At 30.4% G+C, this 26,088-nt stretch carries 21 protein-coding genes; 11 read left to right on the top strand and 10 right to left on the bottom strand.

Annotated elements, in window-relative coordinates:
* The first annotated feature begins 329 nt into the window (after positions 1-329).
* Together RR561_RS08640 and RR561_RS08635 are read left to right on the top strand one after the other, a co-directional pair.
* On the top strand, positions 330-1,589 hold the full coding sequence (locus RR561_RS08640; RefSeq protein WP_332507436.1) for a DUF4236 domain-containing protein: 1,260 nt from the start codon (positions 330-332) through the stop codon (positions 1,587-1,589).
* A 420-nt stretch (positions 1,590-2,009) separates the two neighbouring features.
* Positions 2,010-3,038 (top strand): cyclically-permuted mutarotase family protein, encoded by a 1,029-nt coding sequence (locus tag RR561_RS08635; RefSeq protein ID WP_332507434.1) that lies wholly within the window; start codon positions 2,010-2,012, stop codon positions 3,036-3,038.
* 181 nt (positions 3,039-3,219) lie between these two features.
* On the opposite strand, the gene RR561_RS08630 is transcribed toward RR561_RS08635, so the two are convergent.
* Together RR561_RS08630 and RR561_RS08625 are read right to left on the bottom strand one after the other, a co-directional pair.
* The gene (locus tag RR561_RS08630; protein ID WP_332507432.1) at positions 3,220-4,764 is read right to left on the bottom strand and encodes a sodium:solute symporter; all 1,545 of its coding nucleotides are present in this window, start codon (positions 4,762-4,764) and stop codon (positions 3,220-3,222) included.
* A gap of 195 nt (positions 4,765-4,959) precedes the next feature.
* Complete coding sequence (locus RR561_RS08625) at positions 4,960-5,838, bottom strand: N-acetylneuraminate lyase (protein ID WP_332507430.1); 879 nt, start codon at positions 5,836-5,838, stop codon at positions 4,960-4,962.
* 479 nt (positions 5,839-6,317) lie between these two features.
* Here RR561_RS08625 and RR561_RS08620 point away from each other — a divergent pair, with 479 nt between their 5' ends.
* From RR561_RS08620 to glyA, 4 genes are all read left to right on the top strand, one after another.
* Positions 6,318-7,271, top strand: coding sequence for an ROK family protein (locus RR561_RS08620; RefSeq protein ID WP_332507428.1), 954 nt, complete (start codon positions 6,318-6,320; stop codon positions 7,269-7,271).
* Between the two features lie 204 nt (positions 7,272-7,475).
* Positions 7,476-8,180: a GntR family transcriptional regulator gene (locus tag RR561_RS08615; protein WP_332507426.1), complete on the top strand. Its 705-nt coding sequence runs from the start codon at positions 7,476-7,478 to the stop codon at positions 8,178-8,180.
* Positions 8,181-8,359: 179 nt separating this feature from the next.
* Complete coding sequence (locus tag RR561_RS08610) at positions 8,360-9,055, top strand: N-acetylmannosamine-6-phosphate 2-epimerase (RefSeq protein ID WP_332507425.1); 696 nt, start codon at positions 8,360-8,362, stop codon at positions 9,053-9,055.
* 374 nt (positions 9,056-9,429) lie between these two features.
* Positions 9,430-10,662 (top strand): serine hydroxymethyltransferase, encoded by a 1,233-nt coding sequence (gene glyA / locus RR561_RS08605; RefSeq protein ID WP_332507423.1) that lies wholly within the window; start codon positions 9,430-9,432, stop codon positions 10,660-10,662.
* 155 nt (positions 10,663-10,817) lie between these two features.
* Here glyA and RR561_RS08600 read toward each other — a convergent pair whose 3' ends face one another.
* Positions 10,818-11,828, bottom strand: a complete 1,011-nt coding sequence (locus RR561_RS08600) for a GGGtGRT protein (RefSeq protein ID WP_332507421.1) — start codon at positions 11,826-11,828, stop codon at positions 10,818-10,820.
* A gap of 27 nt (positions 11,829-11,855) precedes the next feature.
* Entirely contained in the window at positions 11,856-12,548 is a 693-nt protein-coding gene (locus RR561_RS08595; RefSeq protein WP_332507419.1) for an iron-sulfur cluster assembly scaffold protein, read from the bottom strand.
* Positions 12,549-13,016: 468 nt separating this feature from the next.
* Here RR561_RS08595 and RR561_RS08590 point away from each other — a divergent pair, with 468 nt between their 5' ends.
* Positions 13,017-14,543, top strand: a complete 1,527-nt coding sequence (locus RR561_RS08590; RefSeq protein WP_332507417.1) for an acyl CoA:acetate/3-ketoacid CoA transferase — start codon at positions 13,017-13,019, stop codon at positions 14,541-14,543.
* 205 nt (positions 14,544-14,748) lie between these two features.
* Positions 14,749-14,958 carry a hypothetical protein gene (locus RR561_RS08585; protein WP_332507416.1) on the top strand — a complete coding sequence of 70 codons (210 nt, stop codon included), beginning with the start codon at positions 14,749-14,751 and terminating at the stop codon, positions 14,956-14,958.
* A 42-nt stretch (positions 14,959-15,000) separates the two neighbouring features.
* Here the strand turns inward: RR561_RS08585 and RR561_RS08580 are convergent, their stop codons facing one another.
* The 3 genes from RR561_RS08580 to RR561_RS08570 all read right to left on the bottom strand — a co-directional run bounded on the left by RR561_RS08580 (position 15,001) and on the right by RR561_RS08570 (position 17,891).
* Positions 15,001-16,368, bottom strand: coding sequence for a metallophosphoesterase (locus tag RR561_RS08580; protein WP_332507414.1), 1,368 nt, complete (start codon positions 16,366-16,368; stop codon positions 15,001-15,003).
* A 442-nt stretch (positions 16,369-16,810) separates the two neighbouring features.
* The gene (locus tag RR561_RS08575) at positions 16,811-17,503 is read right to left on the bottom strand and encodes an LrgB family protein (protein ID WP_332507412.1); all 693 of its coding nucleotides are present in this window, start codon (positions 17,501-17,503) and stop codon (positions 16,811-16,813) included.
* A gap of 31 nt (positions 17,504-17,534) precedes the next feature.
* A complete protein-coding gene (locus tag RR561_RS08570; RefSeq protein ID WP_332507410.1) occupies positions 17,535-17,891 on the bottom strand; it encodes a CidA/LrgA family protein in 357 nt (118 codons plus the stop codon).
* A gap of 584 nt (positions 17,892-18,475) precedes the next feature.
* Here RR561_RS08570 and RR561_RS08565 point away from each other — a divergent pair.
* The gene (locus tag RR561_RS08565; protein WP_332507408.1) at positions 18,476-20,302 is read left to right on the top strand and encodes a glycerophosphodiester phosphodiesterase family protein; all 1,827 of its coding nucleotides are present in this window, start codon (positions 18,476-18,478) and stop codon (positions 20,300-20,302) included.
* Between the two features lie 250 nt (positions 20,303-20,552).
* Positions 20,553-21,113, top strand: coding sequence for a TIGR00730 family Rossman fold protein (locus tag RR561_RS08560; RefSeq protein WP_332507406.1), 561 nt, complete (start codon positions 20,553-20,555; stop codon positions 21,111-21,113).
* A 225-nt stretch (positions 21,114-21,338) separates the two neighbouring features.
* On the opposite strand, the gene RR561_RS08555 is transcribed toward RR561_RS08560, so the two are convergent.
* The 3 genes from RR561_RS08555 to RR561_RS08545 form a co-directional block, all read right to left on the bottom strand.
* Positions 21,339-22,028, bottom strand: coding sequence for a CPBP family intramembrane glutamic endopeptidase (locus tag RR561_RS08555; RefSeq protein ID WP_332507405.1), 690 nt, complete (start codon positions 22,026-22,028; stop codon positions 21,339-21,341).
* A 259-nt stretch (positions 22,029-22,287) separates the two neighbouring features.
* On the bottom strand, positions 22,288-24,129 hold the full coding sequence (gene bioB, locus RR561_RS08550; RefSeq protein ID WP_332507403.1) for a biotin synthase BioB: 1,842 nt from the start codon (positions 24,127-24,129) through the stop codon (positions 22,288-22,290).
* Positions 24,129-24,701 carry a biotin transporter BioY gene (locus RR561_RS08545; RefSeq protein WP_332507401.1) on the bottom strand — a complete coding sequence of 191 codons (573 nt, stop codon included), beginning with the start codon at positions 24,699-24,701 and terminating at the stop codon, positions 24,129-24,131. Before RR561_RS08545 ends, bioB begins: the two co-directional genes overlap by 1 nt.
* A gap of 358 nt (positions 24,702-25,059) precedes the next feature.
* On the opposite strand from RR561_RS08545, the gene RR561_RS08540 reads away from it, so the two are divergent.
* Entirely contained in the window at positions 25,060-25,863 is an 804-nt protein-coding gene (locus RR561_RS08540) for a TraX family protein (RefSeq protein ID WP_332507399.1), read from the top strand.
* Positions 25,864-26,088 lie beyond the last annotated feature (225 nt).

Genomic DNA, 26,088 nt, shown 5'->3' with positions numbered 1-26,088 from the left:
AAGCAAAAGCAAAAGCAAAAGCAAAAGCAAAAGCAAAAGCAAAAGCAAAAGCAAAGGTAAATTTTTAGTTATTAAACGATTTTTATTTTGAAAATTGACAATTAAGAAGATAAAATATATAAGTTTTATAAAAAATAAAATTAAGGTCTTAATCTAAATAAAATAATAATAAATTAAAAATACAGTTATAAAATAAATATTAATTGAAAGTATATATAATATTTTAAAGTGAGAATAGAGACTTTTGAAAGCCAATTATTAATTGTGGTATAATATAGTTAATAATTGTAAAGATATCCAAGGATGGATTTCATAAAAGGGGGGATTTTGTGAGGTTTAAAAAAAGTAAAAGTATCTGTAAAGGTTCAGAAATAGATTTTTCAAACTCAGGTGCGAGCTTTTCTTTTGGAGTTCAAGAAATTGCAATAGACGTAAATGAACAGGGGATGTGTCTGGGGATTGCGATTCCAGATTCAAGTGTCTATAATAGGCATAATAATTCAGCACGCTCTAAAAATAATAAGGAAAAAGATGAAGATATACCTAGGTATAATATAAGAGTTGATGAGTCTGGAGATGTTGCCTTCTATGGAGACAGTGGTCTAGATATAATTGATGAGTCTTTAAAGGAAAAAATAAAGAGAACTCAGTTGTATAGCTATGAAAAAAATAGGCAGATGAAAATTAATTACGAAAGAATAAATGCTGAAACAGAAAAATTTTTAGAAATTTATAAGTTGTCACCAAATATAAAGGACGAAGAATATTTTAAGGCAAGGCTAGACTCTTTATCACTAAAGACCTACAAGAGAGAAAGCTTTAAGAAGAAGGAACCAACTATAAATGATGCTATAAAATCTTTAAAAAGAGAAGCAAAACAAGAAATTAGTAGCTGGAGACCTCTAAAATGTTGGATAATGAGAAGAGAATATATAGAACAAAATAAGGAAGATAAGCTTACTGAGCTAAATATTGAGTGGCAAGGCGAAAAGATAAAATTTGAAGAAGAGGAAAATAGAATAGAAAGTCAAAGAAATACAATGTATATACAGGAGTATTATGAAGAAAAAAAGTCACTTGAAATGACGATTAAGGGTGATAAAAAATATATAGAAGAAAAGACTGGTCAGTGGTTGGAAACTACAATATTACCACTTGATTTTGAGCTAGCATATGAATATAGAAAGTCTAGTCTTTTTGTAGATATAAATCTTCCTGAAATAGAAAAAATTCCAGAATTTAAGGCAGTTAAACTGTCAAATGGAGCTTTTAGAAGGGAAGATAAGAATACCTTGGATCTGAGAGAAGAGTATATAAACTGTGTATTTGGATTGGCGGTGTTTTTTTCAAGTAACTTATTTAATATTAGCCCTTGTATCAAAAATATAGTTATGTCCGCTTGTACTAAAAGAAAAGTAGAAGCTAAAAGTCAAAGTGATAATGAATATATTTATTCTATAAAGTTCAACAGAAATGGATTTGTAGGCAAAAATATGTCTCAAGTAGATCCTTATGAATTTTGTATGGGATTTGAAAACAGATGTAATATAAACAATGAAAAGTACATGGAAAAAATAAAACCATATTAAAAATTAGATGGACCCTCTTTTTGTATTAAAAATTTGGTTTTTAAAAGTGAAAGCAAGTATTTATGATTATTTATATAAAAAGAGAATTATTTCTTATAAGCTGTATAATAGATTTTTAAAAGTCTCTTATACGGCTTATTTTTATTTAAAAGCAATATAAAGTATATAAATTGATGTTTTAAAGCTAATGAAAAGTAATATAAAGAATCTTAAAAATTATATTTAAAGTTCACTAATCTTTGAAAAATAGAAGTTCTATTATTTTACGAAAAGCAAATAAATGGAAAATTTAATGTGTTAAATATTGAATTAAAATATATATTTTGATATAATTAAACAATAAGTAGTGTTGAAATAGAAGGTTTTTAGCTTTTAAAAACTATATTCCAATAAAAAATTCGGGAAGAAGGAAAAGTTAACATGTTAAATTGTAAAGCAATAGGCAAAGTAGCTGCTCAAAAGTCTTATAAAGAAAATATAGGTGTATCTGGACTTTTATATGGTGTACTCGAGGATAAGATGATAATAGGAGGGGGAGCTAATTTCCCTGAGGGAGGAGTTTTAGAAGGTGGTAAGAAGGTAACTCATAGAGATCTATATCTTATAGAAGATGTAAATGATAGTTTAAAGATTTTGGATCATTCACAGCTTGAATATCCCGTGGCATACGGTGCTTCTACTAGCTCTAATGATAAAGTTTTCTATTTAGGTACAAATTCTATGGGTAATAAGTCAAATCTTTTAGAAATATATATAAAAGATAATAAGTTATATTCAAAGACTATAAAAGAACTAGATTTTTCTCTTGAGAATATTGTTTCAGAATATGTAGATGGAAAAATATATTTTGGAGTGGGAAGTATAAGTGGAGAAAATAGTGGGAGCTTTTATTCTTTAGATCTATCTGATTTGAAAATTTGTAAACTGAAAGATTTCCCTGGAAAGCTTCGTAACCAGTGTGTATCAGCGGTTCTTGATGGTAGTATAGTGGTATTTGGTGGAGGATCAAACATTACATATTCAGATGGCTATGCCTACAATATAGAATGCGGAGATTGGAAGAAACTATCAGATATAGTTGTATATGGAAAAGAAATATCTGTATTAGGAGCAGCCTCAAGCAAGATATCAGAACATGAAATGTTAGTTGTAGGTGGCTTTAATAAAGATCTGTGGAAGAGTGCAGTAGAGAATCTGTCTACGCTTAAAGGTGAGGAGTTGCAAGACTATCGTAAGAAATATTTTAGTCAAGAAGCAAGTTTTTATAATTGGAATAAAGAAGCTTTATTATACAATTATTCTAAAGATACGTGGAAGAGCATTGGGGAGATATCCTTTGATGCACCTTGTGGAAACGCTTTGCTGAAAATAAAAAATAGTGTATATTCTGTAATGGGTGAAATAAAACCAGGGACTAGAACAGCTGAAATCCATAAGATTAATTTATAAAATTTAAGATTAATCTAAAATTGGAGTAATAAAGAAAATCTACATTTAGTTTTAAAATAGAGATCTTCTAGATAAGTAGTGTAAGTTTATTAAAAATACCCTTGAATGAACTGCAAAATTATCCAAAAATAAAAAAGAACATGTATACATGTTCTTTTTTATTTTTATATAATTTTAGGCTTTATTGTACATACTCATCATCTTTTGTATAGATAGTAAGACCAGTGATATTTTTCTTATCCTTGTTAAATATCAAACTGAAAATATATCCAAACACTACTGCAGATATAAATGAGAATGTAGAGAAAACAAATGGATTGGCAGCCCAAGCTGTATGCCCCTGAATCCAGTAACAAGAAAATGCTGAGGCAAATAATCCTATTAAAGCACCTGTACCATTTGCTCTTTTAGTAAATATTCCCAATCCAAATATACCAGCGATTGGAACTCCGAATAGTCCTATAAATGTAAGGAATAGATCCCAAGTTTCTTTCTGGTTAGTCTTTATAAAGAATAACGCTGCAATAGTACCTAGTATTCCAGAAATTATTATTATCAAACGAGCAAGTTTAACATCATCCTCTTCCTTTAAACTTTTACCAAAGAAACGTTGCTTGATATCTACTACAACACAGGCAGATATAGAGTTAAGACTTGAAGATATAGTTGATTGAGCTGCAGCCAAGATAGCTGCGATAACTATACCTGCAACGCCTGCTGGAAGAGCTGTCAGTATAAAGTAAGGAACAAGAGCAGTAGTATTAGCTGCGGCTCCTACAACATCTGCATTCATAAAGTTTGGAAGAACGCCAGCTGCATTTGTTCCCTTGTAGAAACTATACAAAACAGTGCCCATTCCGTAGAAGATCGGTATAGTTATAAATGCCAAAAAACCGTTTGTCCAAAGACTCTTATTAGTTTCTTTTTGATTCTTTGTTGTATTGTAACGCTGTACCACATCTTGAGAAGACGTATATTGTTGTAAACTGTTAAATATTGACCCTATAAAAATAATAGGAACAGTTGCTGCTGTAAAGGACCACTTCATTGTTTCCGAAGAGATAATTTTTTTATTTGAAACTGCATCAGCAGCTACCTGACCAAATCCACCCACATTGAATACTCCGACAGCAATTACAAGCAAAGCTCCACCTATTAGTATCACGCCCTGTATAAAGTCAGTCCAAATAACACCTTCCATACCACCCAAAAATGAGTAGATAACACATAACACACCTATTGCTGCACATACTAGATATGGATTAATAGTAGATACAGAAGTTATAGCTACTGTTGGTAGATAAATTACTATTGCTATACGTCCTATATGGAATAGTGAAAATAAGACACTACCAAACACACGCATTATTGGGTTGAATCTTGCCTCCAAATATTCATATGCTGTAGTAACATTTAACTTTCTAAAGAAGGGTACATAGAAGTATATAAGTATAGGTATAATTACTATAATTGATAGATTTCCTGCTGCGTATGCCCAGTCTCCGTTGAATGCTTTTTCTGGTGTTGCCATAAAAGTGATAGCTGAAAGAGTTGTTGCGTATATTGAAAAACCAACAGCCCAAGATGGCACGGAACCGCTTGCCTTAAAGAAAGCATCAGTATTTTTGCCAGCCTTTTTTGCAAATAAAGCGCCTATAGCGGTCATTGCCAAAAGATAAAGTATTAAAACGACTCCATTTGCGAAGCCAAAACCGATTTTATCCATTATTTTTCTCCTTTAATATTTAGTTTTTAGTAAAATGACCTCGAAATAAAACTCATATACTTATAAATTTTAGGGTCTATGTATATGAAGATTTACTTTGAGGTCCAATAAATTGATTGCTATATATAAGTTTTTAGAAATACACTTGGGGGAGCAAAGCTATATTTCTAAATAGTATACTTAACTAAAGTTATTTTACAGATTGTAGTCTTTTACTAATTTTTCTACTTCTATAATTTTACTTTCATCAAATTCTTTCATAGGCTTCTTGCAGTAACCAGCATTTAGCCCTTTAACTTTTAGTATTTCCTTTAGAGTTTGATAAAGTCCAAGTTCTAACACTTTTTCTATAACATCATTTGCCTGATGCTGTAACTCATAAGCCTTAGACACTTCGCCACTCTTGGCTAGGTCGAATATTTCACGACTAACTTTACCATTTACATTGTACGTTGATCCGATAGCTCCATCTACACCTGTTACTGCAGCCTGAACGAGCATTTCATCAAAGCCAGAGAATAAAAGTGTATCAGGGAATCTCTTTCTAAATCTTTCTAGCTGGTAAAAATCAGCAGCTGTGTATTTTACACCGATTACTTTTTCATTAGATAAAAGTTCAGCAAACTGGTCTAAACTTATCTTTACGCCTGTTAAAACAGGTATATAATAAAGTATCATATTGTTATCAGTAGCATTTATAATTGTTTCATAATAACTTTTGATTTCTTCAAAAGAAAGAGGATAATAAAATGGTGTAACTGCTGATAAACAGTCGTATCCAAGATCAGTAGCAAACTTTGCAAGTTCAACAGATTCATTTAAATCGAGTGAACCAATTTGAGCTATAAGATTTACCCTATCTCCTACTTCTTCCTTAGTAATTTCAAATATACGTTTTTTCTGAGCTGTATTTAGCAGGAAGTTTTCACCACTGCTACCATTGACATATAGCCCATCTACCTTGTTTACCTTTATGTTATAGTTGATTACTTCTCTTAGTCCTTCTTCAATAAGGTTTCCTTTTTTATCAAAGGGAACCAAAAGAGCAGAATATAGACCTTTTAAATTTTTCATATTACTGACCTCCTAATTTTGTAAGAAAATATAATTTTTAATAGATGCAGTTTAAGAATATAGCAAGAAAATCGATTGCCGAGAGAACAATAATTTTTGCTATTTTCTACTATATTTGCACTTGATTGCTCGAACTTAACACATTAAATATTTACAAAACCATATTAATACGTTTTCCGAAAAATGTCAATACTTTTCATAAAAAATGAAAAAACATATCAAAATCAAGGCTTTCAATCTTTACAAGAGAAAAAAATAGTGATATTATAAAAAGTAATTTAACACATTAATAGAAAAGGGTATTGCTTTAAAAGCACTTTAATAAAAGCTTTAAGCTGAATGTGTAAGCTTAAAATAGCTATAAGTACTGGGGATTTTATACTCTTGGATTTTATATTTAGTAAGTGAAAATAAATCTATCACGTATAATTCAATTCTTGATTATACTTAGATAGAAATTTAGTCAAAGGAGCTAGTAGATGTATTTAGGGATTGATGTTGGTGGAAGTAGCATAAAGTTTGCGGTAATAGATGAAAAATTAAATATTATACACTATGAAACTTGTGACACACCAGACAATAAAAATGTATTGATTGTGGATGAACTCTACAGAGTAGCAAGTAGACTTAAGGATAGTTACGATTTTTCCTATATGGGAGTGTCGACAGCAGGAGTTGTAGATACAAAAAAGATGGAAATTGTGAGTGCGACTGAAACTATAAAAAATTACATTGGCCTGAACTTTAAGGATAAATTAGAAGAACGATTAAATGTTGAAGTATCTGCAGACAATGATGTGAACTGTGCCTTGTTGGGGGAACAACTTTTAGGGTGTGCAAAGGGTCTAAATGAAGTATTTTGTGTTGCGTTAGGAACTGGCATAGGTGGGGCATACTATCTAGATAAAATGCCTGAAGGATCAAGTTTTAGCGTAGGAGAGATAGGTCAGATAATGTACGATCCGAAGACAGGGAAAAATTTTGAACAAAGGGCATCGACAATAGCATTAGAGCAAAGAATTGCCAAAGAGATAGATGAAAGCATAAGTGTAAAAGATTTTTTTGATATATGTAAATATCTAGATTCAAAAGAAAAGAATGGAAAAAACATGAAAAGTTCTGTAGAATATGATTCAATGGATAAAAAACTCCTAGAGATGGCTATGAAATATAAAGATTCTTCAAGAAAGTTAATGAATAGTTGGTTAGAGGATTTAGCAGAAGGAATAACTAATATGCTTTTGATAATAGATCCCAAATATGTAATAATTGGTGGGGCTATATCGGGACAAGGTGACGATCTTATTAAAAGGCTTGAGGAAAAAATAGATATGTTTATGCCAATAAAAATCAATAAATCAAAGTTACTTTGTGCGAGCCTAGGTAATAATGCTGCTATATATGGTGCAATTAGACCCTTTATTGCTGAATAAAATAAATTAGTGGATTATAAAATAAATATGAATTATTAATAAATGACTGTGTGAATTGGAAATTTGTGCTAGTAAGCTTAGCTATACTGTAAATTTGACATCGTTTACATAGCTTCTTTACAAATGAATAATATAATGATAATATTAGTATGTGTATAGTTAACACATTAAATTTTTAGGGTTAAATTTGTGGGAGAGATTGCTATGAAAAAGTATGAAAGAATATTTGCAAGTATAGTAGGAAAGATAGAGACAGGGGTATTTAAGGAAGGCGAACAAATATATACAGAAAAAGAGATAAAGGATCTGTATGGAGTGAGCAGTACGACAGCCGTAAGAGTATTAACTGAATTGGAAAATCGTGGATATATATTTAGAGTACAAGGTAAAGGGAGCTTTGTCAGCAAAACTTTAGTAAATAAAAAAATATATTTCACTGAAAATAATAATTTTCACAAGTATTTTACAGACAATGTAGAAGAAACTTCTAAAGTAATAGGAGTAGAGATCGTTCAAGATAAGGAGTTCTGTGAAAAAATAGGTATGCCAGTATCTCAACTCTTGAAAATTACTAGAGTAAAGTATATTTCAGATGTTGCTTGGGCACATCAAACTAATTATATGTCTATGAAATATTTACCTAATATAAATATTGAAGACTTGGAAAGTTTTAAAGAATTAGCGACTATGATACGTGAAAATTATAGAATTGATATACATCAAGAAAAAAGCAAGAAAAAAATAAAGGTAATAACTGATGTTCCTGAAAGTGTGGCATATTATATTGCAAAAGATGGAGAACCATGTTTTGAATTTGATAGATTCACATACCTATCAGATGGGGACATTTTTGAATATGTAAAAATATATATTAACTATAAATACTATGAAATTACAATTAAAGATTAATATTAAGAAAAGTAGAAAGTATTTATAAACAAATTAGTATTGTATAATAAAACTTGAAACTTCATTATATAGTGGAAATCCATATAAAATATTTATTAATTATTTATTTAAATTTATTATTTCTTACATTGTTAATTTTATAGATTGAAAATGAAACTTAGGAAAAAGAGGATATAAAAATGAATAAAGAACAAATATTTGATCAGATTAAAGATGGATTAATAGTATCTTGTCAAGCCCTTGAAGATGAAGAACTATACAGAGAAAATGGCGGAATAATGCCTTCGATGGCTTTGGCTGCAAAGCGTGCTGGTGCTGTAGGGATTCGTGCTCAGGGAGTAAGAGATATAATAGATATAAAAAAAGAGCTTGATCTTCCAATAATTGGAATTATAAAAAAATCATATGAAGGCATGGAACAATATATTACGGCTACTATGAAAGAAATAGATGAATTAGTGGCTACTAATTGCGAAATAATTGCTCTTGATTGTACCTTGAGACCTAGATTTGATGGAAGCACAATAAATGATTTTGTAAAAGAAATTAAAGAAAAATATCCGAAAATAATTTTGATGGCGGATATATCAAATCTTGAAGAGGGAATTAATGCAGCAAATATTGGTGTAGATATGGTAGGAACAACACTCAGTGGATATACACCATATACAAAATCTTTAGGGGATGAACCTGACTTGGAGTTGGTAAAAAATTTATTCGAAAACATCAATATTCCTATAATAGCTGAAGGTAAAATTCATTATCCGGATCAGGCAAAAAAAGCCCTGCAAGCTGGTGCGCATTCTATAGTAGTTGGAGGGGCGATTACTAGACCTAGAGAAATTACAAGTAGATTTGTAGAGGGAATAAAATAGATAAAAACAATTTAATATATAAAAATATCGATAAGCAACTATCCACTGCTTATCGATATTTTTATGTTTAAAATCTTAATATTATCAAAAAAATGAGAGTTACAAAATTGGCAAATATTGGTGGAAAAACATAAAAAGGGGTAAAAAAATAATATTGGAAGAGTTTTTTGTGATATAATAAATCCAATACATTTTTTAGACAAAAAATTATGACTATTTAGACATATAGTGCTTTTACAATATGACTTGCAATTTGTATGACTAAGTGTAGCTACAAATATCTATAGAAACTTGTATTTTGCCATATATTATATAGCAGTCATGATTTGTGTATATAAATAGAGAAATTTAGAGCTTTTGAGGAGGTTTACACAATGATTAAATTTGAAAATTTGAAAAAGGAAGATCCAGAAATTTATGATGCTCTCGACAAAGAACATCAAAGACAAGAAAGAAATTTAGAACTTATAGCATCAGAGAACATAGTATCACCAGCAGTACTTGAGACTATGGGAAGTTACTTTACCAATAAGTATGCAGAGGGCTATCCAGGTAAGAGATATTACGGTGGATGCGAGTATGTGGATGTAATGGAAAATCTTGCAAGAGATAGAGTGAAAAAAATATTTGGAGCAGATCATGCCAATGTTCAACCTCATTCAGGATCACAGGCCAATCAAGCAGTTTATCTAGCCATGTTAGATCATGGTGACAAGGTATTGGGTATGGATCTATCTCAGGGTGGACATTTGACTCATGGCTCACCTGTCAACCTGTCAGGAATCAATTACAACTTTATAGCATATGGAGTAGACCCAGAGACTGAAAGAATAGATTATGACAAATTAAGAGAAATAGCACTAAAAGAAAAGCCAAAGATGATAGTTGCAGGTGCAAGTGCATATTCTAGAGAAATAGACTTTAAAAAAATATCAGAAATAGCTAAAGAAGCAGATGCCTATCTGATGGTAGATATGGCTCATATTGCAGGTCTTGTAGCAGCTGGGCTTCACAATAATCCAGTGGAGTGTGCAGACTTTGTCACAAGTACTACTCATAAGACTTTGAGAGGTCCTAGAGGAGGTATTATTCTTTGTAAGGAAGAATATGCAAAGAAAATTGATAAGGCAATATTCCCGGGAATACAGGGCGGACCATTGGAGCACATAATAGCTGCAAAGGCTGTATGTTTTAAGGAAGCCCTTCAAGATGATTTCAAGGAATATCAAAAACAAGTAGTTAAAAATGCTGCTGTTTTGGCAGAAGAGTTAAAGAAGAGAGGCTTTGATCTAGTATCAGGTGGAACTGACAACCATCTAATACTTATCAATTTAGTATCTAAAAATGTATCAGGTAGAAAGGCAGAAGTCCTTCTAGATGAAGCCTATATCACTGTTAACAAGAATTCTATACCTTTTGATAAGGCAAGCTTTGTAGAAACTAGCGGAATAAGAATAGGTACACCCGCTGTTACAACAAGAGGGATGAAGGAAGAAGATATGGTCAAGATTGCAGAGGCAATGGACCTTGTAATTACTGACAATAATATAGAAAAGGCGCAAGAAATAGTAGTGGCACTGACAGACAAGTATCCTTTGCCATATTAATAGATATAGCAAAATAATATAGTGTTAGAGGATAATAAAAAACATAAATTAAAGGGACGTGAATCACGTCCCTTTAATTTATGTTAATAGCTAAAATATTAATTGTATGTAATTATAAAATATATAGCCAAAATATTAATTATAGAATATGTTTATTAAAATCTATTTTCCTTTGCAGCTTCTTCTATTGAAACGGCAACGGCAACTGTCATACCAACCATTGGATTGTTTCCAGCACCTATCAGTCCCATCATTTCGACATGTGCAGGCACAGAAGATGAACCAGCAAACTGTGCATCTGAATGCATACGTCCTAGAGTATCAGTCATACCATAAGAAGCAGGACCAGCAGCCATATTATCTGGATGTAGAGTACGTCCTGTACCTCCACCAGAAGCTACTGAGAAGTACTTTTTACCTTGCTCTAGACATTCCTTCTTGTACGTTCCAGCTACTGGATGTTGGAAACGAGTAGGGTTTGTAGAGTTACCAGTAATAGATACATCTACACCTTCTTTATGCATGATTGCAACACCTTCACGAACGTCATTTGCACCGTAGCAGTGTACCTTTGCACGAAGTCCTTCAGAGTAAGCAATCTTTTCAACTTCTTTAAGTTCACCTGTATAATAATCATAATCTGTGTGAACATAAGTAAATCCATTGATTCTAGAAATTATCATAGCAGCATCTTTTCCAAGACCGTTTAGTATAACTCTTAGAGGTTTCTTACGTACCTTGTTTGCCTTTTCAGCAATACCAATAGCACCTTCAGCAGCAGCGAATGATTCGTGACCTGCTAGAAAAGCGAAACAATCAGTATTTTCTTGTAAAAGCATCTTTCCTAAGTTTCCGTGTCCTAGTCCAACCTTACGTTGGTCAGCAACAGAACCTGGTATACAGAAAGACTGAAGACCTTCACCGATAGCTTCAGCAGCCTCAGCAGCAGTTCTACATTCCTTCTTGATAGCTATTGCAGCACCTGCAGTGTATGCCCAACAAGCATTTTCAAAACAAATTGGCTGAATTGATTTTACCTGTGTGTATACATCTAGTCCAGCATCTTTAGTTATTTTTTCAGCTTCTTCTAGTGAAGCAATGTCATAACTATTTAAAACTTCATTTATTTTATCTATTCTTCTCTCATAAGATTCGAATAAAGCCATCTAAATTTCCTCCTCAAAGTGTGAATATTATTCTTTACGTGGATCTATCATTTTAACAGCGTCTTCAACACGTCCGTATTGACCCTGAGATTTTTCCCAAGCTTCATTTGGTTCGTCTCCAGCCTTGATAAAGTCTGTAAATTTACCTAGGCTTACAAATGTATATCCGATGATTTCACTATTTTTGTCTAGTGCTATAGCAGTTATATATCCTTCTGCCATTTCTAGGTAACGAGGTCCCTTTGCAAGAGTACCGTACATTGTACCTACCTGAGAACGTAGACCTTTTCCAAGATCTTCAAGTCCAGCGCCTATTGGAAGTCCACCTTCAGAGAATGCACTCTGAGTTCTTCCGTATACTATCTGTAAGAATAACTCTCTCATAGCAGTATTTATAGCATCACAAACAAGGTCTGTGTTAAGTGCTTCCAAAATAGTTTTTCCAGGAAGTATTTCTGATGCCATAGCAGCTGAATGTGTCATTCCTGAACATCCTATAGTTTCTACCAAAGCTTCCTGTATTATACCTTCCTTTACATTTAGAGTCAGTTTACATGCACCCTGTTGTGGAGCGCACCAACCTATGCCGTGTGTAAGACCAGAGATATCAGAAACATCTTTAGGTTTAACCCACTTTGCTTCTTCTGGAATTGGAGCAGGTCCGTGATTTGCACCCTGAGCTACAGGACACATCATTTCTACTTCTGTTGAATATATCATGATTAAAACTCCTTTATAATATATTAGGTTTAATTTTTTTCCCACACTATAATTTACTACGTTTACAGAAAAAAATCTAGTCAATTATGCAAAAATTAACGAAATATACCATAAAAAGTATTAAAACTACGAAAAATATAGGAAAAAAATAAAAAATAGTACGAAAAATAGTAGCGGTGATCATATATTCTCGATTGTTTTTAACTATAGAAAAGAGTGATATTTTTAATATTTTAAAGTTAATAATGGGAAAATAAATTAAATCTTAAAGCACTTGATTTAAAAGGCTTTTGCTAATGATAATTATTATTTGGGAAATATATAAAAAAATAAAAGCGGAAAATCTGGAAAATCATAATATGAAGCAATGTTACTTAAATATGATATAATATATAATGTGAAAACGTATATAAAAAAGATGAATTATAAAATAAATAAATATATATAGATTCAAAAAGGGAGATAAAAATGCGTAAATTATTTAGCTATGATGAGGCTATAAAACTAATAAACGATGGAGATACAGTAGCTGTGTCAGGATTTATGTTGGCTACTGCAGCCAGAGAAATGATGGTTAAAATTGGTGAAAACTTTAAGGAAGTAGGACATCCAAGAGATATAACTTTATATCAAGGGGCAGGTATAGGAAACAATAATGATCAAGGTGTCTGTGAAATGACATATAAAGGCTTGATCAAGAGATATGTAACCGCACATTTTGCAAACAATAGACCTATGATAGAGATGGCTCTTAAAAATGAAATAGAGGCTTACAACTTTCCACAAGGAGTAATTGCTCATATATATAGACAGGCAGCGGCAAATAAGCCTTTTGAAATATCTAAAATTGGATTAAATACATACTGTGATCCTAGAATAAAGGGTGGAAAAGTAAATGAAGCAGCCAAAGACAGCTTGGTTGACTTGATTGAAATTGATGGAGAAGAATATTTGAAATATAAGGTTCCTAAGTTTGATATAGGAATCATTAGAGGGACTACATCAGATGAGTTCGGCAATATTACAATGGAAGAAGAGTCTTCTATAATAGACTCTTTAGATGTAGCTATGGCAGTCAAGGCAAGTGGTGGCAAGGTAATAGTTCAAGTCAAAAACATAGTGTCGTCTTCATCTATAGATAGAAGAGATGTTGTAGTACCAGGTGTATTTGTAGATGCGGTAGTCAAATCAGAAAATCCAGAAGAATTTCATCGCCAAACTCCAGGAACATATTATGATCCTATAATAGCAGGTAAGTATAAATCAGATAATTTTGGTTTTCCAAAGTTAGAATTAGATGAAAGAAAGATTATAGCTAGAAGAGCAGCCAAGGAATTAAGTGATGACTCTGTAGTAAACCTTGGAATAGGTATACCAGAAGGTGTTGCTTCTGTTGCCAAAGAAGAGGGAATAGAAAACATTGTTCTTACTGTAGAGAGTGGACTTATTGGAGGAATTCCTCTGGGAAGATCAAACTTTGGTTCGGCAGTCAACGCATGGGCAGGACTTCCTATGGCTAGCCAGTTTGATTTTTACAATAGTGGTGGGCTTGATAGAACTTTTCTAGGATTTGCAGAAATTGATCCCTCAGGAAATATTAATGTCAGTAGATTTGGGGATAGAATAGGTGGCTGTGGAGGATTTATAGATATTACTCAGTCAACAAAGAATATAGTATTTTGTGGAACTATGACAGCTGGAGGATTGAAGACTAGAGTAAAAGATGGAATATTGATAATAGAAAAAGAAGGTAGAAGAAAGAAATTTTTATCCAGTGTCGAGGAAGTCACATTTAGTGCGAAACAAAGTAGAGAAATTGGTCAAAAGGTAATATTTGTAACTGAAAGATGTGTATTTGAACTAGGAGATGAAGGACTATTATTGACAGAGATTGCTCCAGGAATAGATATTAATAGGGATATACTCGAGCAAATGGACTTTGAGCCAGAGATTTCAAATTCTTTAAAAATCATGGACAAAAGCATATTTGAGTAACTTAAAAGTAATTTAAGATATAGGGTGTATAGTAGAATTATAGTTATTTATAATGATAAGGTTCATCTCTCAAATATGGAGAATATCTTTAATTGATGCGCTTTATTATAAATATATAGAAGAATATAGACACATATTGTATAATATAGTTGCTAGTAAGATAGTACTAGTATTATATTTAAGTGTTGTGGTGAAAAGGTGAAAAATGAAACTTAAAAAGAAAAACAGAGATAAAGCCTATTGGACGAGAAAGTATAATAGGTGGATTAGCTTTACAAGTGGTATGGCAGCATTAGCTCTTATGACTTACATAGGAAGTAAAAACCTTGCTCAGACTGGGGATGTAATAGCTGTTGGAATATTATCATTAGTTGTGGCTCTTTATAGTAGAAGTAAAGCAAAGAAAATGGACTAAAAATATCCAGAGCCTTGAGGCTCTGGATATTTTATTATATCACTATCTTACTTCCTTGTTTTCTAATTTACTTTCTTTTGTGTACATATCATATGTTTCCATTACTTTCTTTGCAGTATCATAATCCTTAGAGTAGATATAATATAGGTACTGATTGTCTTTCGGTGTATGATATTCATTTTTTATTTCAATATCCAAGTCTTTTGGGAAGTCAATCTTTTTATCAGAAACAACAACAGTATCTAGCAAGATATTTGGATTATCTTTTTTCATCTTTAAATATTGAGCTTTATCAATTTCTTGGAAGTTTATTTTCTTCATTTTTTCTGGAGTATCAGCTACAAAGGCATCATCTTCTACATCATTTTTATTAGATTTAAACTTTTCAGCCTTTGAAGTAAGTGAGCTGACAGCCCATTTATCATTTTTCTTTTCAAAGTTTACTGTTGTTTTTGCGATACCTTTTGCATGATTTCCTGGCTGAGTAACTATAACTTTCTTGCCATTTGGACCCTGATATTCATGTTCATCAATAAATGTATGTGTATGACCAGCAACTATCAAGTCAATATTTGGAACTTTTTTGGCAAGTTCTTGTATTCTATTTCCAGAGTGTCTAGGCTTTTTGGGTTGTTCACCTGTATGGGCCGCAAGAATAATCATATCTGGATTTTCTTTTTCTTTTAATTCTTTTGATATCTTGATGCTTTCTTCCACTATATCTGTCATATAAACCTTACCTTTGAAATTAGGGTCATTTTGAATATATACATTTTCATCAAGTACAACTTTACCGTCTTTAAAAGGTTCTTCGTGGTTGATAGTATTTGTTGTTACAGGTATTATACCAATCTTGATATCTCCATTGTCCGTATGTATATTTTTTATAAGATATGGATCGGATATCCTTTGATCTGTCTTTGTTTTGGCAAATTCTTTTGTGTAGAATGTATTGGCAGACATAAGTGGAAGTCCAGCCTTGTTGAAGCTATCTATTAACTCTTTGAATTTTTCTGGAGTTGAGTAGAATTCATGGTTTCCAAGTGTAGCCATATCATATTTTTCATCGACCATATTTTTACCTATAGGTGGAAGTCCAACTGATGGCTCAGATACTTTTTCTACAACTCGTCCATTAAACTCTGTGAGATAACCATACTCCTTGATTCCACTTGCCCATTGACCATCATCTTGTGTTTGAATATCTGTCATATCACCACAATCTATCAAGATTGAATTATCTCTGTCAATTTTTGAGAGATAGTTTTTAAGGCTATCTGGGAAATGACTGTGCATATCTGATGTTGAGTATACGTTTACCTCAGTTTTATTATCACTACAGCCAGATAAAAATAATAATGGCAAGATAAGAGCCGATATAGACAATAAAATTTTCTTTTTTATTTTCATAATATAAATTCCTTTCAAGATATTTATTTGATATACATATTTAAAATTATATTTTTTATTAGGGTTTATTATCAACAAAAGTCTATCATTAAAAAAATAGTGGAGCTTGAAAATCATTTATTTATTTTTACAGATAAATCTTGATAGTTTTGAATTGATAATAAAAGTAATTAGAAGCTATGATTTTAAATAAATTAATATTATACGGTAAATAATAGTATTTAATATTGAGCATATAATACTATTATATTTTAGAACAAGGTAATTATAGCATAAAAAAACAACGTACAAAACAGCAATTTGCATGCTTGAGTACATTGTTTGTTTTTATAGATTATATTTTAAAGTTTAAATAGATAGATAATAACTATTTAGCTCGCAATAAGCTATTAAAATATTAAATATGATAGCCTATAGCTATAAGTGAGTTAAAAACTTTAATTTATAAGAAGTTTGCAAATATAGAAGCAACACCTACAGTCAATACTCCGGATACAGCAAGTGATAAACTGCTGATTGCACCCTCTAATTCACCAATTTCCATGGCTTTTGCTGTTCCAAGTGCATGTGACGATGATCCATATGCAACACCCTTTGCAATGGGATGTTTAATATTGAACTTATCAAGAACAAACTCACCGACAACATTTCCAATAATACCTGTTATTATGATAACTGCTATTGTAATCGAAACGATTCCTTTTAGTTCCTCAGATACACCCATACCAATAGCAACAGTAATTGATTTTGGAAGGAGCGTTACATACTCTTGATGGTTGAGGCTAAAAATAACAGATAAAGCAAGTACAGTCACTGCACTAGAAAACATACCTGATACAATACCAGCCATGATTGCAAGCCAATTATCCTTTAGATGTTGTAATTCTTCATATAAAGGTATTGCAAGACATACAGTAGCTGGAGTTAAGAAAAAGCTTATATACTTTGCTCCATTGTTATATGAATTAAAATCGATATTAAATAATAATAAAACTCCTATGATTGCTATCTGTGCTATTAACAAGGGATTGGCAAGTGGATGTTTAGATTTTTTCTTTATTAGTTCTCCTATATAAAAGGCTACTAGTGTTATTGAAGCGCCAAAAAATACGGAGTTTACTATTTGTTCTTTCATTTATAAAACCTCCTAAAGCTTAAATGAACTTTTATTCCTTACTTTCTTTATTTTTGATTAAAGTTTCTGTAAACTTTCCCGACACTACCATTACTACTATGGTAGATATAAAAGTGATTATTGTAACAGGTAATATTATAGGACCCAATTTATTCCATGCAGTGATCAGTCCAACACCAGCAGGTATGAACATGATGGGCATCGTTTGAATGAGCAACCTACCAACATCTTTTACTTTATCAACGGGTAAGATCTTACTCATAAGTGCTACTAACATAATCACAAGTCCATATATACTAGCAGGTATAGGAAGAGGTAAGAGTTGATTGAGTGCTTCTCCTATGAATGTAATCACAATTATAATTGCAAATTGTTTTAAATACTTCATATATTCTCCTTAATAATAAAAAAATATTTGGCTTTTTTGCCAAATTTTATATTTATTAAATTTAAAAATTGTGCATTGACTAAAATGCAACATCTTTAATTATAGCAGAAAAAACATATTATACAAGGAAATTTCAAGCCTTGAAAGCCCTTCAAAATCTTCATTTAAAAAGAAAAAAACAAGAGAGTATATTGTATACAAAAGATAAAAAAATAAAATATACTAAAGAGTTTTATTTTAAAGTGTATTAATAAAAAATCACTTTAGTATAAACGGAATATGATAAATATAAAAATATAGGAAAAAATCAAATAAAATAAAGACAAAAAATAAAAGAAACATAAGAAATCCTAAAGAAAATTAAAAGTAATTTGTAAATTTTGTAAAAAATGGCAATATTATGCTTTTTTAAAAGTTTTCTTCTTTGAAAGAAAGCTGTAAAGTAGTATAATACAGATAGTGGTAGGATTTGTTATATATATTGTTTAAATTGTAAAATAAAATAACGAAGTAAGATGATATTTAAAACCCAAAAATGATAAATAAAGGGGGTGTTAGTTATTTTTATAATATTAAAAGAATATATGAAGTTGATAGGAAAATTTACTCTCAATATTAAAAAATTCTTGAAATATCAAATTATTACAAGAGGTGTTCTAGCGCTAATTATTATACCTTTATACGGACTTTTGAGTGGATACTTAGTTCAAAAAAATGGTAGTGCAGTATCCACAAATGGAGATATATTGAAGTTTATGTTAACCCCGTCTGGCGGTATTTTCCTTTTGTTTTTTCTTGCAATAGTTATCCTCGAAATCATTATAGAAATAGGCGGTTATATTACAATTAGTTGTAAAATTGAGGGAGGCTATAAAGAATCAAGTTATTGGGAAATTCTAAAATATAATATTAGACTCTTGCCTAGAATGTTGTCAGTAGGAGGAATAATAATTTTTCTATATGTTATTTTTATGGGTCCAATGTCTGGGATTGGTTTTCAGCTCAGCTTTCTAAAAGGATTTAGCATGCCGAACTTTATTATGAGTGAAATAGATCAAAGTGTAATATACACAATAATATATACTGTGGGAATTATACTACTAATATATGTAAGTCTTAAATTTATATTTACTTTCAACTACATGATAATAGAAGATATGAAAGCAAGTGAAGCGATTTCTGCAAGTTGTAAGCTATTTAAAGATAATAGAAAAAATGTATTAAAAGAAATGGCAGTAATGCTAATTGTCACAGCTGTAATATCTTCATTTATACTATTTATTTGGTTAACCTTGATAATTAAGCTTTCAGGACAACTAAATTTGGATGGATATACTGGAAGAATAATTATGATAGGGCTTTTACAAGTGCAAAGTTTTGGAATATTGGTGATATCTATATTGGTAGTTCCTTTTGAATGTTATTATGTCACTAAATTATTTTACAAAATGATTGATGAAAAGGACGTTAGATATCCTCAAATAGCCGAAAAAACTAAAAGATCTATGCTAGATAAAATTTTACAAAAGAAAAAAACTCTAATAGGTATTTCTTTAGCCGCTCTTGTACTTTATTCGATGACTATGGGAATATTTACTAGAGAAATAGTAGGTTATAATAATAAAATAGATGTGTATGGTCACAGAGGGTATGGTGTAGGAACACCAGAAAATAGCTTGAGTGCCATTAAAAAATCAATTGATAATAAAGTAGATTACATAGAGATAGATGTTCAAAGGACAAAAGACAGAGAGTATGTTTTAAATCATGATAAAACCTTTGAAAGAGTTTCTTATAATAAGCCGGATTTTATAAATAAGAAAACATTGGATTTAACCTTGGACCAGATAAAAACTTTGGATATAGGAAGTAAAGTATCCCCTAGATATGCTGGTGAAAAAGTACCAACAATAGAAGAGGTACTAGATCTTTGTAAAAACAAGATAAAGATTAATCTTGAGCTAAAAGAGGGTGTTGATAATAAAATGATGGATGATTTAATGGATCTTGTGAAGAAAAAGGGTATGAAAAAACAAGTATTTTTCACATCATTAAATATTAATCACACCAAGTATATAGAAGAGAAAGATTCAACATTTGATACAGGGCTAATATACTTTATAAAGCTAGGAAACTATAGTGATGTAGCTGCTGATTATATGATAATGGAAGAGAGGGAAGCAACTGAAAGTAGTATTAAAAAACTTCATAAAAAAGGTAAAAAAGTAATTGTGTGGACTGTTAATACTCAAGATTCAATAGATAAGTTTTCAAAAATGGATGTCGATGGAATTATATCGGATTATCCAATAGAGGTAAAAGAAGCAGTTGATAAAAATGCAAGAATGACCCCAGATGATTTAATAATGTCATCTTTTGTTAGAGATATAGAAGATCGGCTTCTTCCATGATTAAATTAATATAAAAATAAAAGGACATCTTAATATATTAGGATGTCCTTTTTTCATATATTGTATATAGATTATTTCAAATAAAATACGAAAACTATAAGATGTATAGATATACAATAAACTTGATAAGTAAAATATATTATTCATAAAATGGACAAAAGAAAAGAAGAATATAGTAATATAGAGGTATGATTGAAAATGATAAATAAAGAAAATATACTTGTCTAAAAGTATAGGTAGGAGGAAAAATATGAACATAACAGTATACTGTGGTTCTAGTATGGGAAATAATGAGTTATATAGAAACTCAGCAGTGATAGTAGGTACTTGGATAGCAAAGAATAATCATACGCTTGTATATGGTGGAGGAGCTTCTGGATTGATGCGCTTGCTAGCTGATACAGTTCTTGAAAACGGAGGCAAAGTATTGGGTGTTAGACCTGACTTTTTGGCAGATCTTGAGCCGGCACATCCAGGTATTACTCAATTGATTAAAGTAGAAAATATGAGCGAAAGAAAAAAGATAATGATAGAAAATGGTGATGCATATATTGCACTTCCAGGGGGGCTAGGAACAATAGAAGAAATATCAGAAGTGCTGTCTTGGGCAATGATTGGAAGAAATAGCAATCCATGCATAATTTTTAATTCAGGTGGGTTTTATGATGATTTAAAAAAACAATTCGAAAAAATGGTTGATTCAGGGTTCTTAACAAAAGAAAATGAAAGATTAATATTATTTTCAAATTCAATGGAAGAAATAGAAGATTATATAAAAAACTATAAATTAAAAGCAATGAATAAAAAATAATTGAATTAAAATATATAACAAATAAAGTTATAAATTCTAAAATCTATAAAATTTTTAGATATTTATTTAAAGAATATTTAAAGTTATAATTAAAAAATAAACCTTATATTTAAAGATACAAGAAGTGAAAATTTAGTAATAGATAAGTTAAGATATAGAAAATAGTAAAAAAGTACCCAGATATATTTTAGGGAACTTTTTTACTATATATATTATTACTTATTTTTATCTAAGCAATTGTATTATTAAAACAAAAAGTGAGGATCCTATACTTAGAGCACCGTTGTAAAACATATGTGCAAAAATGGATGTCCAAATATTATCTGTAAGCTTGTAAATAATACAATAGAAAAAACCAACGGCCATCAGCGGTATAGTAAGAACGATATTTCCATTATAATTAAAATAATGTAAAAGACCAAATAATATTGATGATATTATAGCAAAAATAAAGCCTGTTAATTTACTAGAATTCAGTCTATAAAATAATTCATATCTAAATACAGTTTCTTCTAAAAATGGTGCCAAAGTAGGAGGGATTGAAGCAATAAGCATTAGCCAAGCATTTGGTAAATCGGAAACATTACTTGAAGACATTGAAAGTGAAGTTAAACCCGATGCAAGAATCAGCTTTTTTATAAAGATAACTAGAAGGGCTGAAACCACAGCGGATACTATACTTATAAGCAGTAACTTCATTTTATTTTCCTTAAATTTTTGAAAATCACGCTTCAATAGATCTCCTCTTAGCAAAAAAACTAGTGATACAACTATAACCGAAACTCCTAACAGCAATAAATTTTTAAAAAGTGAATCCACTGGAAGATTCAACGTATTGACTATAAGCTGAAGAAAAAATTGAAGAGGCACTATAAAAATAACGAATATTGTTTTTTTATCTACTTGTTTTATCATAAAAACCTCCTAAGTTTTATAAAAAACTATAATTTAAATCAGATATATTAATTGTACAATGCCAATTTAGTGGTAAGAAGCATCTTAAAAATAAAAATTAAAAAGTTTAAAAAAATATTATTTACTAGTATTAGTAAAATATTATTTATCAGTATTAACAAGGGGTAAATAAATGCCATATAGTTAAATAATACCCAAGTAAGATACAAATAAATATTTAAAATAGGCTTAGACTAAATATCTAATGAGTATATACCTGCTAAATTGTAGTATCTTTGGCAAAAAATACTCTTGTAGCGGTTAGTTTTTCTATTAATCTTTTATTATCTATATGCTTTACATTATTGATATCAAATTTATTCATGATTATAGCCAAGATATTGATACCCTTATCCAAACAGTATTGGTAAGAAGTAATAGCTGCATTTATAGATCCTAAATCAGATGATATAACTAAAATAGTATTCAGCTTCATCGATTTTATAAGGTCTTCTTGCATCAATAGTCTATTATCTGATTCATATATTGGGCAAACTATTCCACCACACCCTTCGACAATAGTAAAATCCTTTAAAGAAGAAATTCTTTTAAAATCTTTTACTATTTTTTTGCTTTCTATTAGCTGATTGTTAAACCTTGCTGCTAAATGAGGAGAGTATGCCTCTTTAAATATATAGCTAGAAAGTTTGTTTGGATCTTCATCCAAATAAGAATGCCTAACTACATAGTCGCAGTCACCAGCAACAAGCTTTTCATTATTTAAATAGGCTCCACTTAAAACGGGTTTATAATATCCCAGTGAAATGCCAGTTTCTTTAAGTATATTTATTATTTGGCTACTTATATATGTTTTTCCTATATCTGTATTGCATCCAGAAACAAAAATAGCATCATCTCTATTTAAAAAATTATGTTGATTATTATCAGAAATTTCTTTGGAATAAAAAAAACTTGAAGTGTTTTTATAGTCCATAGCATTTAACTCTTCTTTTAAAGTTGATTGAGAGGGCTTTGTATAGTCATTATCTGTATTACTAGAAACTTTATTTTTGTTAGATAATAATATTTCACCTATATTTTCTAGACTGTCAGATAAGATATTTCTATCATTTGTTTTTTTAATTGAAAAACCCATATTTTTTATCATTTCAGTATCATCAGTTGTATTAATTCCAGAAGTAGTAAGCATTTCACCAGAAATCATTGAATTAAGACCTGATTCAATTGCCTTTTTACCTTTATCTGAAAGAAGAATTCTACCTCCTGCCAATCTAATATTTATTTTAGGCAGAATAAATCTATAGATAGATATAGACCTTCTGATTTCATCGTATTCAAGAGGCTTGTTATTTTCTAAAGGAGTATTTGTTATTGGGTTTAGTATATTTATAGGTACAGAATCCACATTTAAGTCTCTTAAGCTAAATGCCATGCTGATTCTGTCATCTAAGTCTTCTCCAAGTCCAAATATACCGCCACTGCATACTGATAGGCCAGCTAACTGAGCATTTTTTATAGCGTTAATCTTATCATCAAAGCTATGACTCGTACATATATTTGGGAAAAAATTTCTGGAAGTTTCAAGGTTATTGTGATACCTAGTAACACCAGAACTTCTTAGCTTTTTGAACTGATCTAGCTCTAAAAGTCCATTTGATGAACATAGATTAATAGGACAAATTTTTTTTATGGCTTCAAATTGTCCACATACTATATCTAATTCATTGGCAGAAAGTTTTCTTCCAGATGTGACAATAGAAAATCTATTTACACCATTTTTATAATTTGTAAGAGCTGAACTAGTTAGCTCTTTATTTTCAAGACAATCATATTCTTCAATGTTCGTATTATGATGGACTGATTGGGCACAGAAGCTACAGTTTTCTGAGCACTTTCCACTTTTTCCATTAATTATAGTGCAGAGTTCAAATTGACCATCAGAAAAATAATCCCTAATTTCACAAGCTAGTCCAGAAAGAAGATCAATGTCAATGGATTTAAGAATATCTATATCTTCAAAGCTTGGCTTATAGCCCTTAATAATCATATCTTTTAGTTTAATTGCTTTGATTTTGTTATTATTACTTGTATTTATATTCATTACAATTTCACCGCCTTTTTAATTTTAATAGCAAATATTGATGCAAGTATAGTAGCTAGAAAGTCCCCAGGCATATCAAGAGGGAAGGCTCCCCAAAATATAAGATAAAATGGAGTTTCTATTCCTAGATAGAAATTTAATATAAAATATTTATATGAAAACCCTATAAAATAAATTACTATAAAGCCTGCCAGACCAGCCATGAAATACTTTAGAAAATTATCTGCATTGTTTTTTTCGACAAGGTATCCAGTTATATAGGCAGCTACTATAAAACCAAGTAAATATCCAAATGTAGGCTTAAGAAGGTAGGTAATACCTCCACCTGCTGCAAATACTGGGAATCCAACTAGCCCTGTCAACACATAAATAGATAGCGATATTAATCCTCTCTTTGAACCAAGAAGCATAGCCGTAAGCATAACGAATAAATATTGAAGTGTAAAATAATCGAGATTTGGTAGAGGTATCTGTATAAATGCTCCAACAGCACAAAGCGCCGCAAACATTGAACACAGAACCATCGACTTAACATCTAATAATTGATTTTTTGCTATAGTACTATCTTTCATATTAATTTTCCTTTCAATTTATATATTTTAATAGATGTATATTATCATAAAAAAAAACAATTGTAAACCTATTAGAAATATAGGGTGACAAATAGCTGGCTTAGCAAGTATATAAAACAAGAAAGTCGAGTTATAGTTAAAAAGTAGAGCTAGTAGCAATTAATTTGATTTACCGAATGAGTATTTATCTTTATCGATACTTGCATAGATAAATGGGTAAAGATATTTAATAGAAGCAATAAAACGTTATCATTTTAATCTTACAATTCTGTAAGAAGATTTTTTACTAAAGTATTGTTATAATCTAAATTACAATAATATTTATAAGCAATTAATAATTTTAAAAGGGAGGACACTTATGGAAAATACAATGATAAAAAAATATGGTGGTTTAACATCTTTTCAATTGAAGATATTAGGAATTATATTGATGGTATTTGACCATATTCATCAGATGTTTTATATGAATGGGATTCCACTATGGTTTACAGGTCTAGGAAGACTAGTTGCGCCAATATTTTTATTCCTGTTAGCTGAAGGATTCTACTATACAAGAAACAAGAAAAAATACATGGCCAGACTCTGGATTGCATATGTATTGATGGCACTTGCGAGCAATTTAATACAAAAGGCATTCCCTCTAGATTCAGTAATGTTGATGAATTCAATATTTGGTACATTGTTCTTAGGTTTATATTATATGTATATGGTGGATTTATTGAAGTTTGGAATAAAAGAAAAAAACGCTAAGAAAATAGTGTTATCAGTAGTGGCAATGGTGATTCCATACTTAATAAGCTTTATATTAATGTTTATGTTCTTTAGTACTTCACCAGAAAATAGTATATTCTTACAGGCAATAATGGTACTATTACCTTTACCATTGTTGGTTGAAGGTGGAACACTATGGATTGTTTTGGCAGTTGCATTTTATCTATTAAGAGATAAAAAAATATGGATACGTTTAATGCCGCTAGTTCTAGTATCAATATTGGTATTTGTAACAGGAAACAAGCTACAATCACTTATGATTTTTGCAGCTATACCTTTAGCAATGTACAATGGAAAACCTGGTAGAAAAGGAGCGAAATATTTCTTCTATATATTCTATCCAGCACATATATATTTCTTATATATAATTTCATATGTGATAAACAAGTAAAATAACGTGAGAATTTCATAAAAAAATTTAAGAAACAAAAAATGAAAAAGAGTATGCTTTTATTTATAAAAACATACTCTTCTTTGTTTTTAATAAAGATTAAATAATATCACTATTTATTTAAAAAAAAATCTAAAAATATAAAATATTAAAAAAGATTATTAAATATTAAAAAAATTATTGTGTTTTCTAAAACTATATATTATAGTCTATATAAGTCTAAAT

This window comes from Peptostreptococcus sp. (assembly GCF_036639115.1).
Lineage (GTDB): Bacteria > Bacillota > Clostridia > Peptostreptococcales > Peptostreptococcaceae > Peptostreptococcus.
The sequence above is the reverse complement of the archived record's forward strand: the minus strand, read 5'-3'. Positions and strand labels throughout refer to the sequence as shown.

Bases quoted from the DNA above. Each gene is read 5' to 3' on its own strand.
- RR561_RS08540 (WP_332507399.1), top strand. From the start codon at position 25,060: ATGGAAAATACAATGATAAAAAAATATGGTGGTTTAACATCTTTTCAA.
- RR561_RS08615 (WP_332507426.1), top strand. From the start codon at position 7,476: ATGAAAAAGTATGAAAGAATATTTGCAAGTATAGTAGGAAAGATAGAG.
- RR561_RS08600 (WP_332507421.1), bottom strand. From the start codon at position 11,828: ATGGCTTTATTCGAATCTTATGAGAGAAGAATAGATAAAATAAATGAA.
- RR561_RS08545 (WP_332507401.1), bottom strand. From the start codon at position 24,701: ATGAAAGATAGTACTATAGCAAAAAATCAATTATTAGATGTTAAGTCG.
- RR561_RS08585 (WP_332507416.1), top strand. From the start codon at position 14,749: ATGAAACTTAAAAAGAAAAACAGAGATAAAGCCTATTGGACGAGAAAG.
- RR561_RS08555 (WP_332507405.1), bottom strand. From the start codon at position 22,028: ATGATAAAACAAGTAGATAAAAAAACAATATTCGTTATTTTTATAGTG.
- RR561_RS08630 (WP_332507432.1), bottom strand. From the start codon at position 4,764: ATGGATAAAATCGGTTTTGGCTTCGCAAATGGAGTCGTTTTAATACTT.
- RR561_RS08635 (WP_332507434.1), top strand. From the start codon at position 2,010: ATGTTAAATTGTAAAGCAATAGGCAAAGTAGCTGCTCAAAAGTCTTAT.
- RR561_RS08570 (WP_332507410.1), bottom strand. From the start codon at position 17,891: ATGAAGTATTTAAAACAATTTGCAATTATAATTGTGATTACATTCATA.
- RR561_RS08590 (WP_332507417.1), top strand. From the start codon at position 13,017: ATGCGTAAATTATTTAGCTATGATGAGGCTATAAAACTAATAAACGAT.
- RR561_RS08560 (WP_332507406.1), top strand. From the start codon at position 20,553: ATGAACATAACAGTATACTGTGGTTCTAGTATGGGAAATAATGAGTTA.
- RR561_RS08595 (WP_332507419.1), bottom strand. From the start codon at position 12,548: ATGATATATTCAACAGAAGTAGAAATGATGTGTCCTGTAGCTCAGGGT.
- RR561_RS08575 (WP_332507412.1), bottom strand. From the start codon at position 17,503: ATGAAAGAACAAATAGTAAACTCCGTATTTTTTGGCGCTTCAATAACA.
- RR561_RS08620 (WP_332507428.1), top strand. From the start codon at position 6,318: ATGTATTTAGGGATTGATGTTGGTGGAAGTAGCATAAAGTTTGCGGTA.
- bioB (WP_332507403.1), bottom strand. From the start codon at position 24,129: ATGAATATAAATACAAGTAATAATAACAAAATCAAAGCAATTAAACTA.
- RR561_RS08580 (WP_332507414.1), bottom strand. From the start codon at position 16,368: ATGAAAATAAAAAAGAAAATTTTATTGTCTATATCGGCTCTTATCTTG.
- RR561_RS08610 (WP_332507425.1), top strand. From the start codon at position 8,360: ATGAATAAAGAACAAATATTTGATCAGATTAAAGATGGATTAATAGTA.
- RR561_RS08625 (WP_332507430.1), bottom strand. From the start codon at position 5,838: ATGAAAAATTTAAAAGGTCTATATTCTGCTCTTTTGGTTCCCTTTGAT.
- RR561_RS08565 (WP_332507408.1), top strand. From the start codon at position 18,476: ATGAAGTTGATAGGAAAATTTACTCTCAATATTAAAAAATTCTTGAAA.
- glyA (WP_332507423.1), top strand. From the start codon at position 9,430: ATGATTAAATTTGAAAATTTGAAAAAGGAAGATCCAGAAATTTATGAT.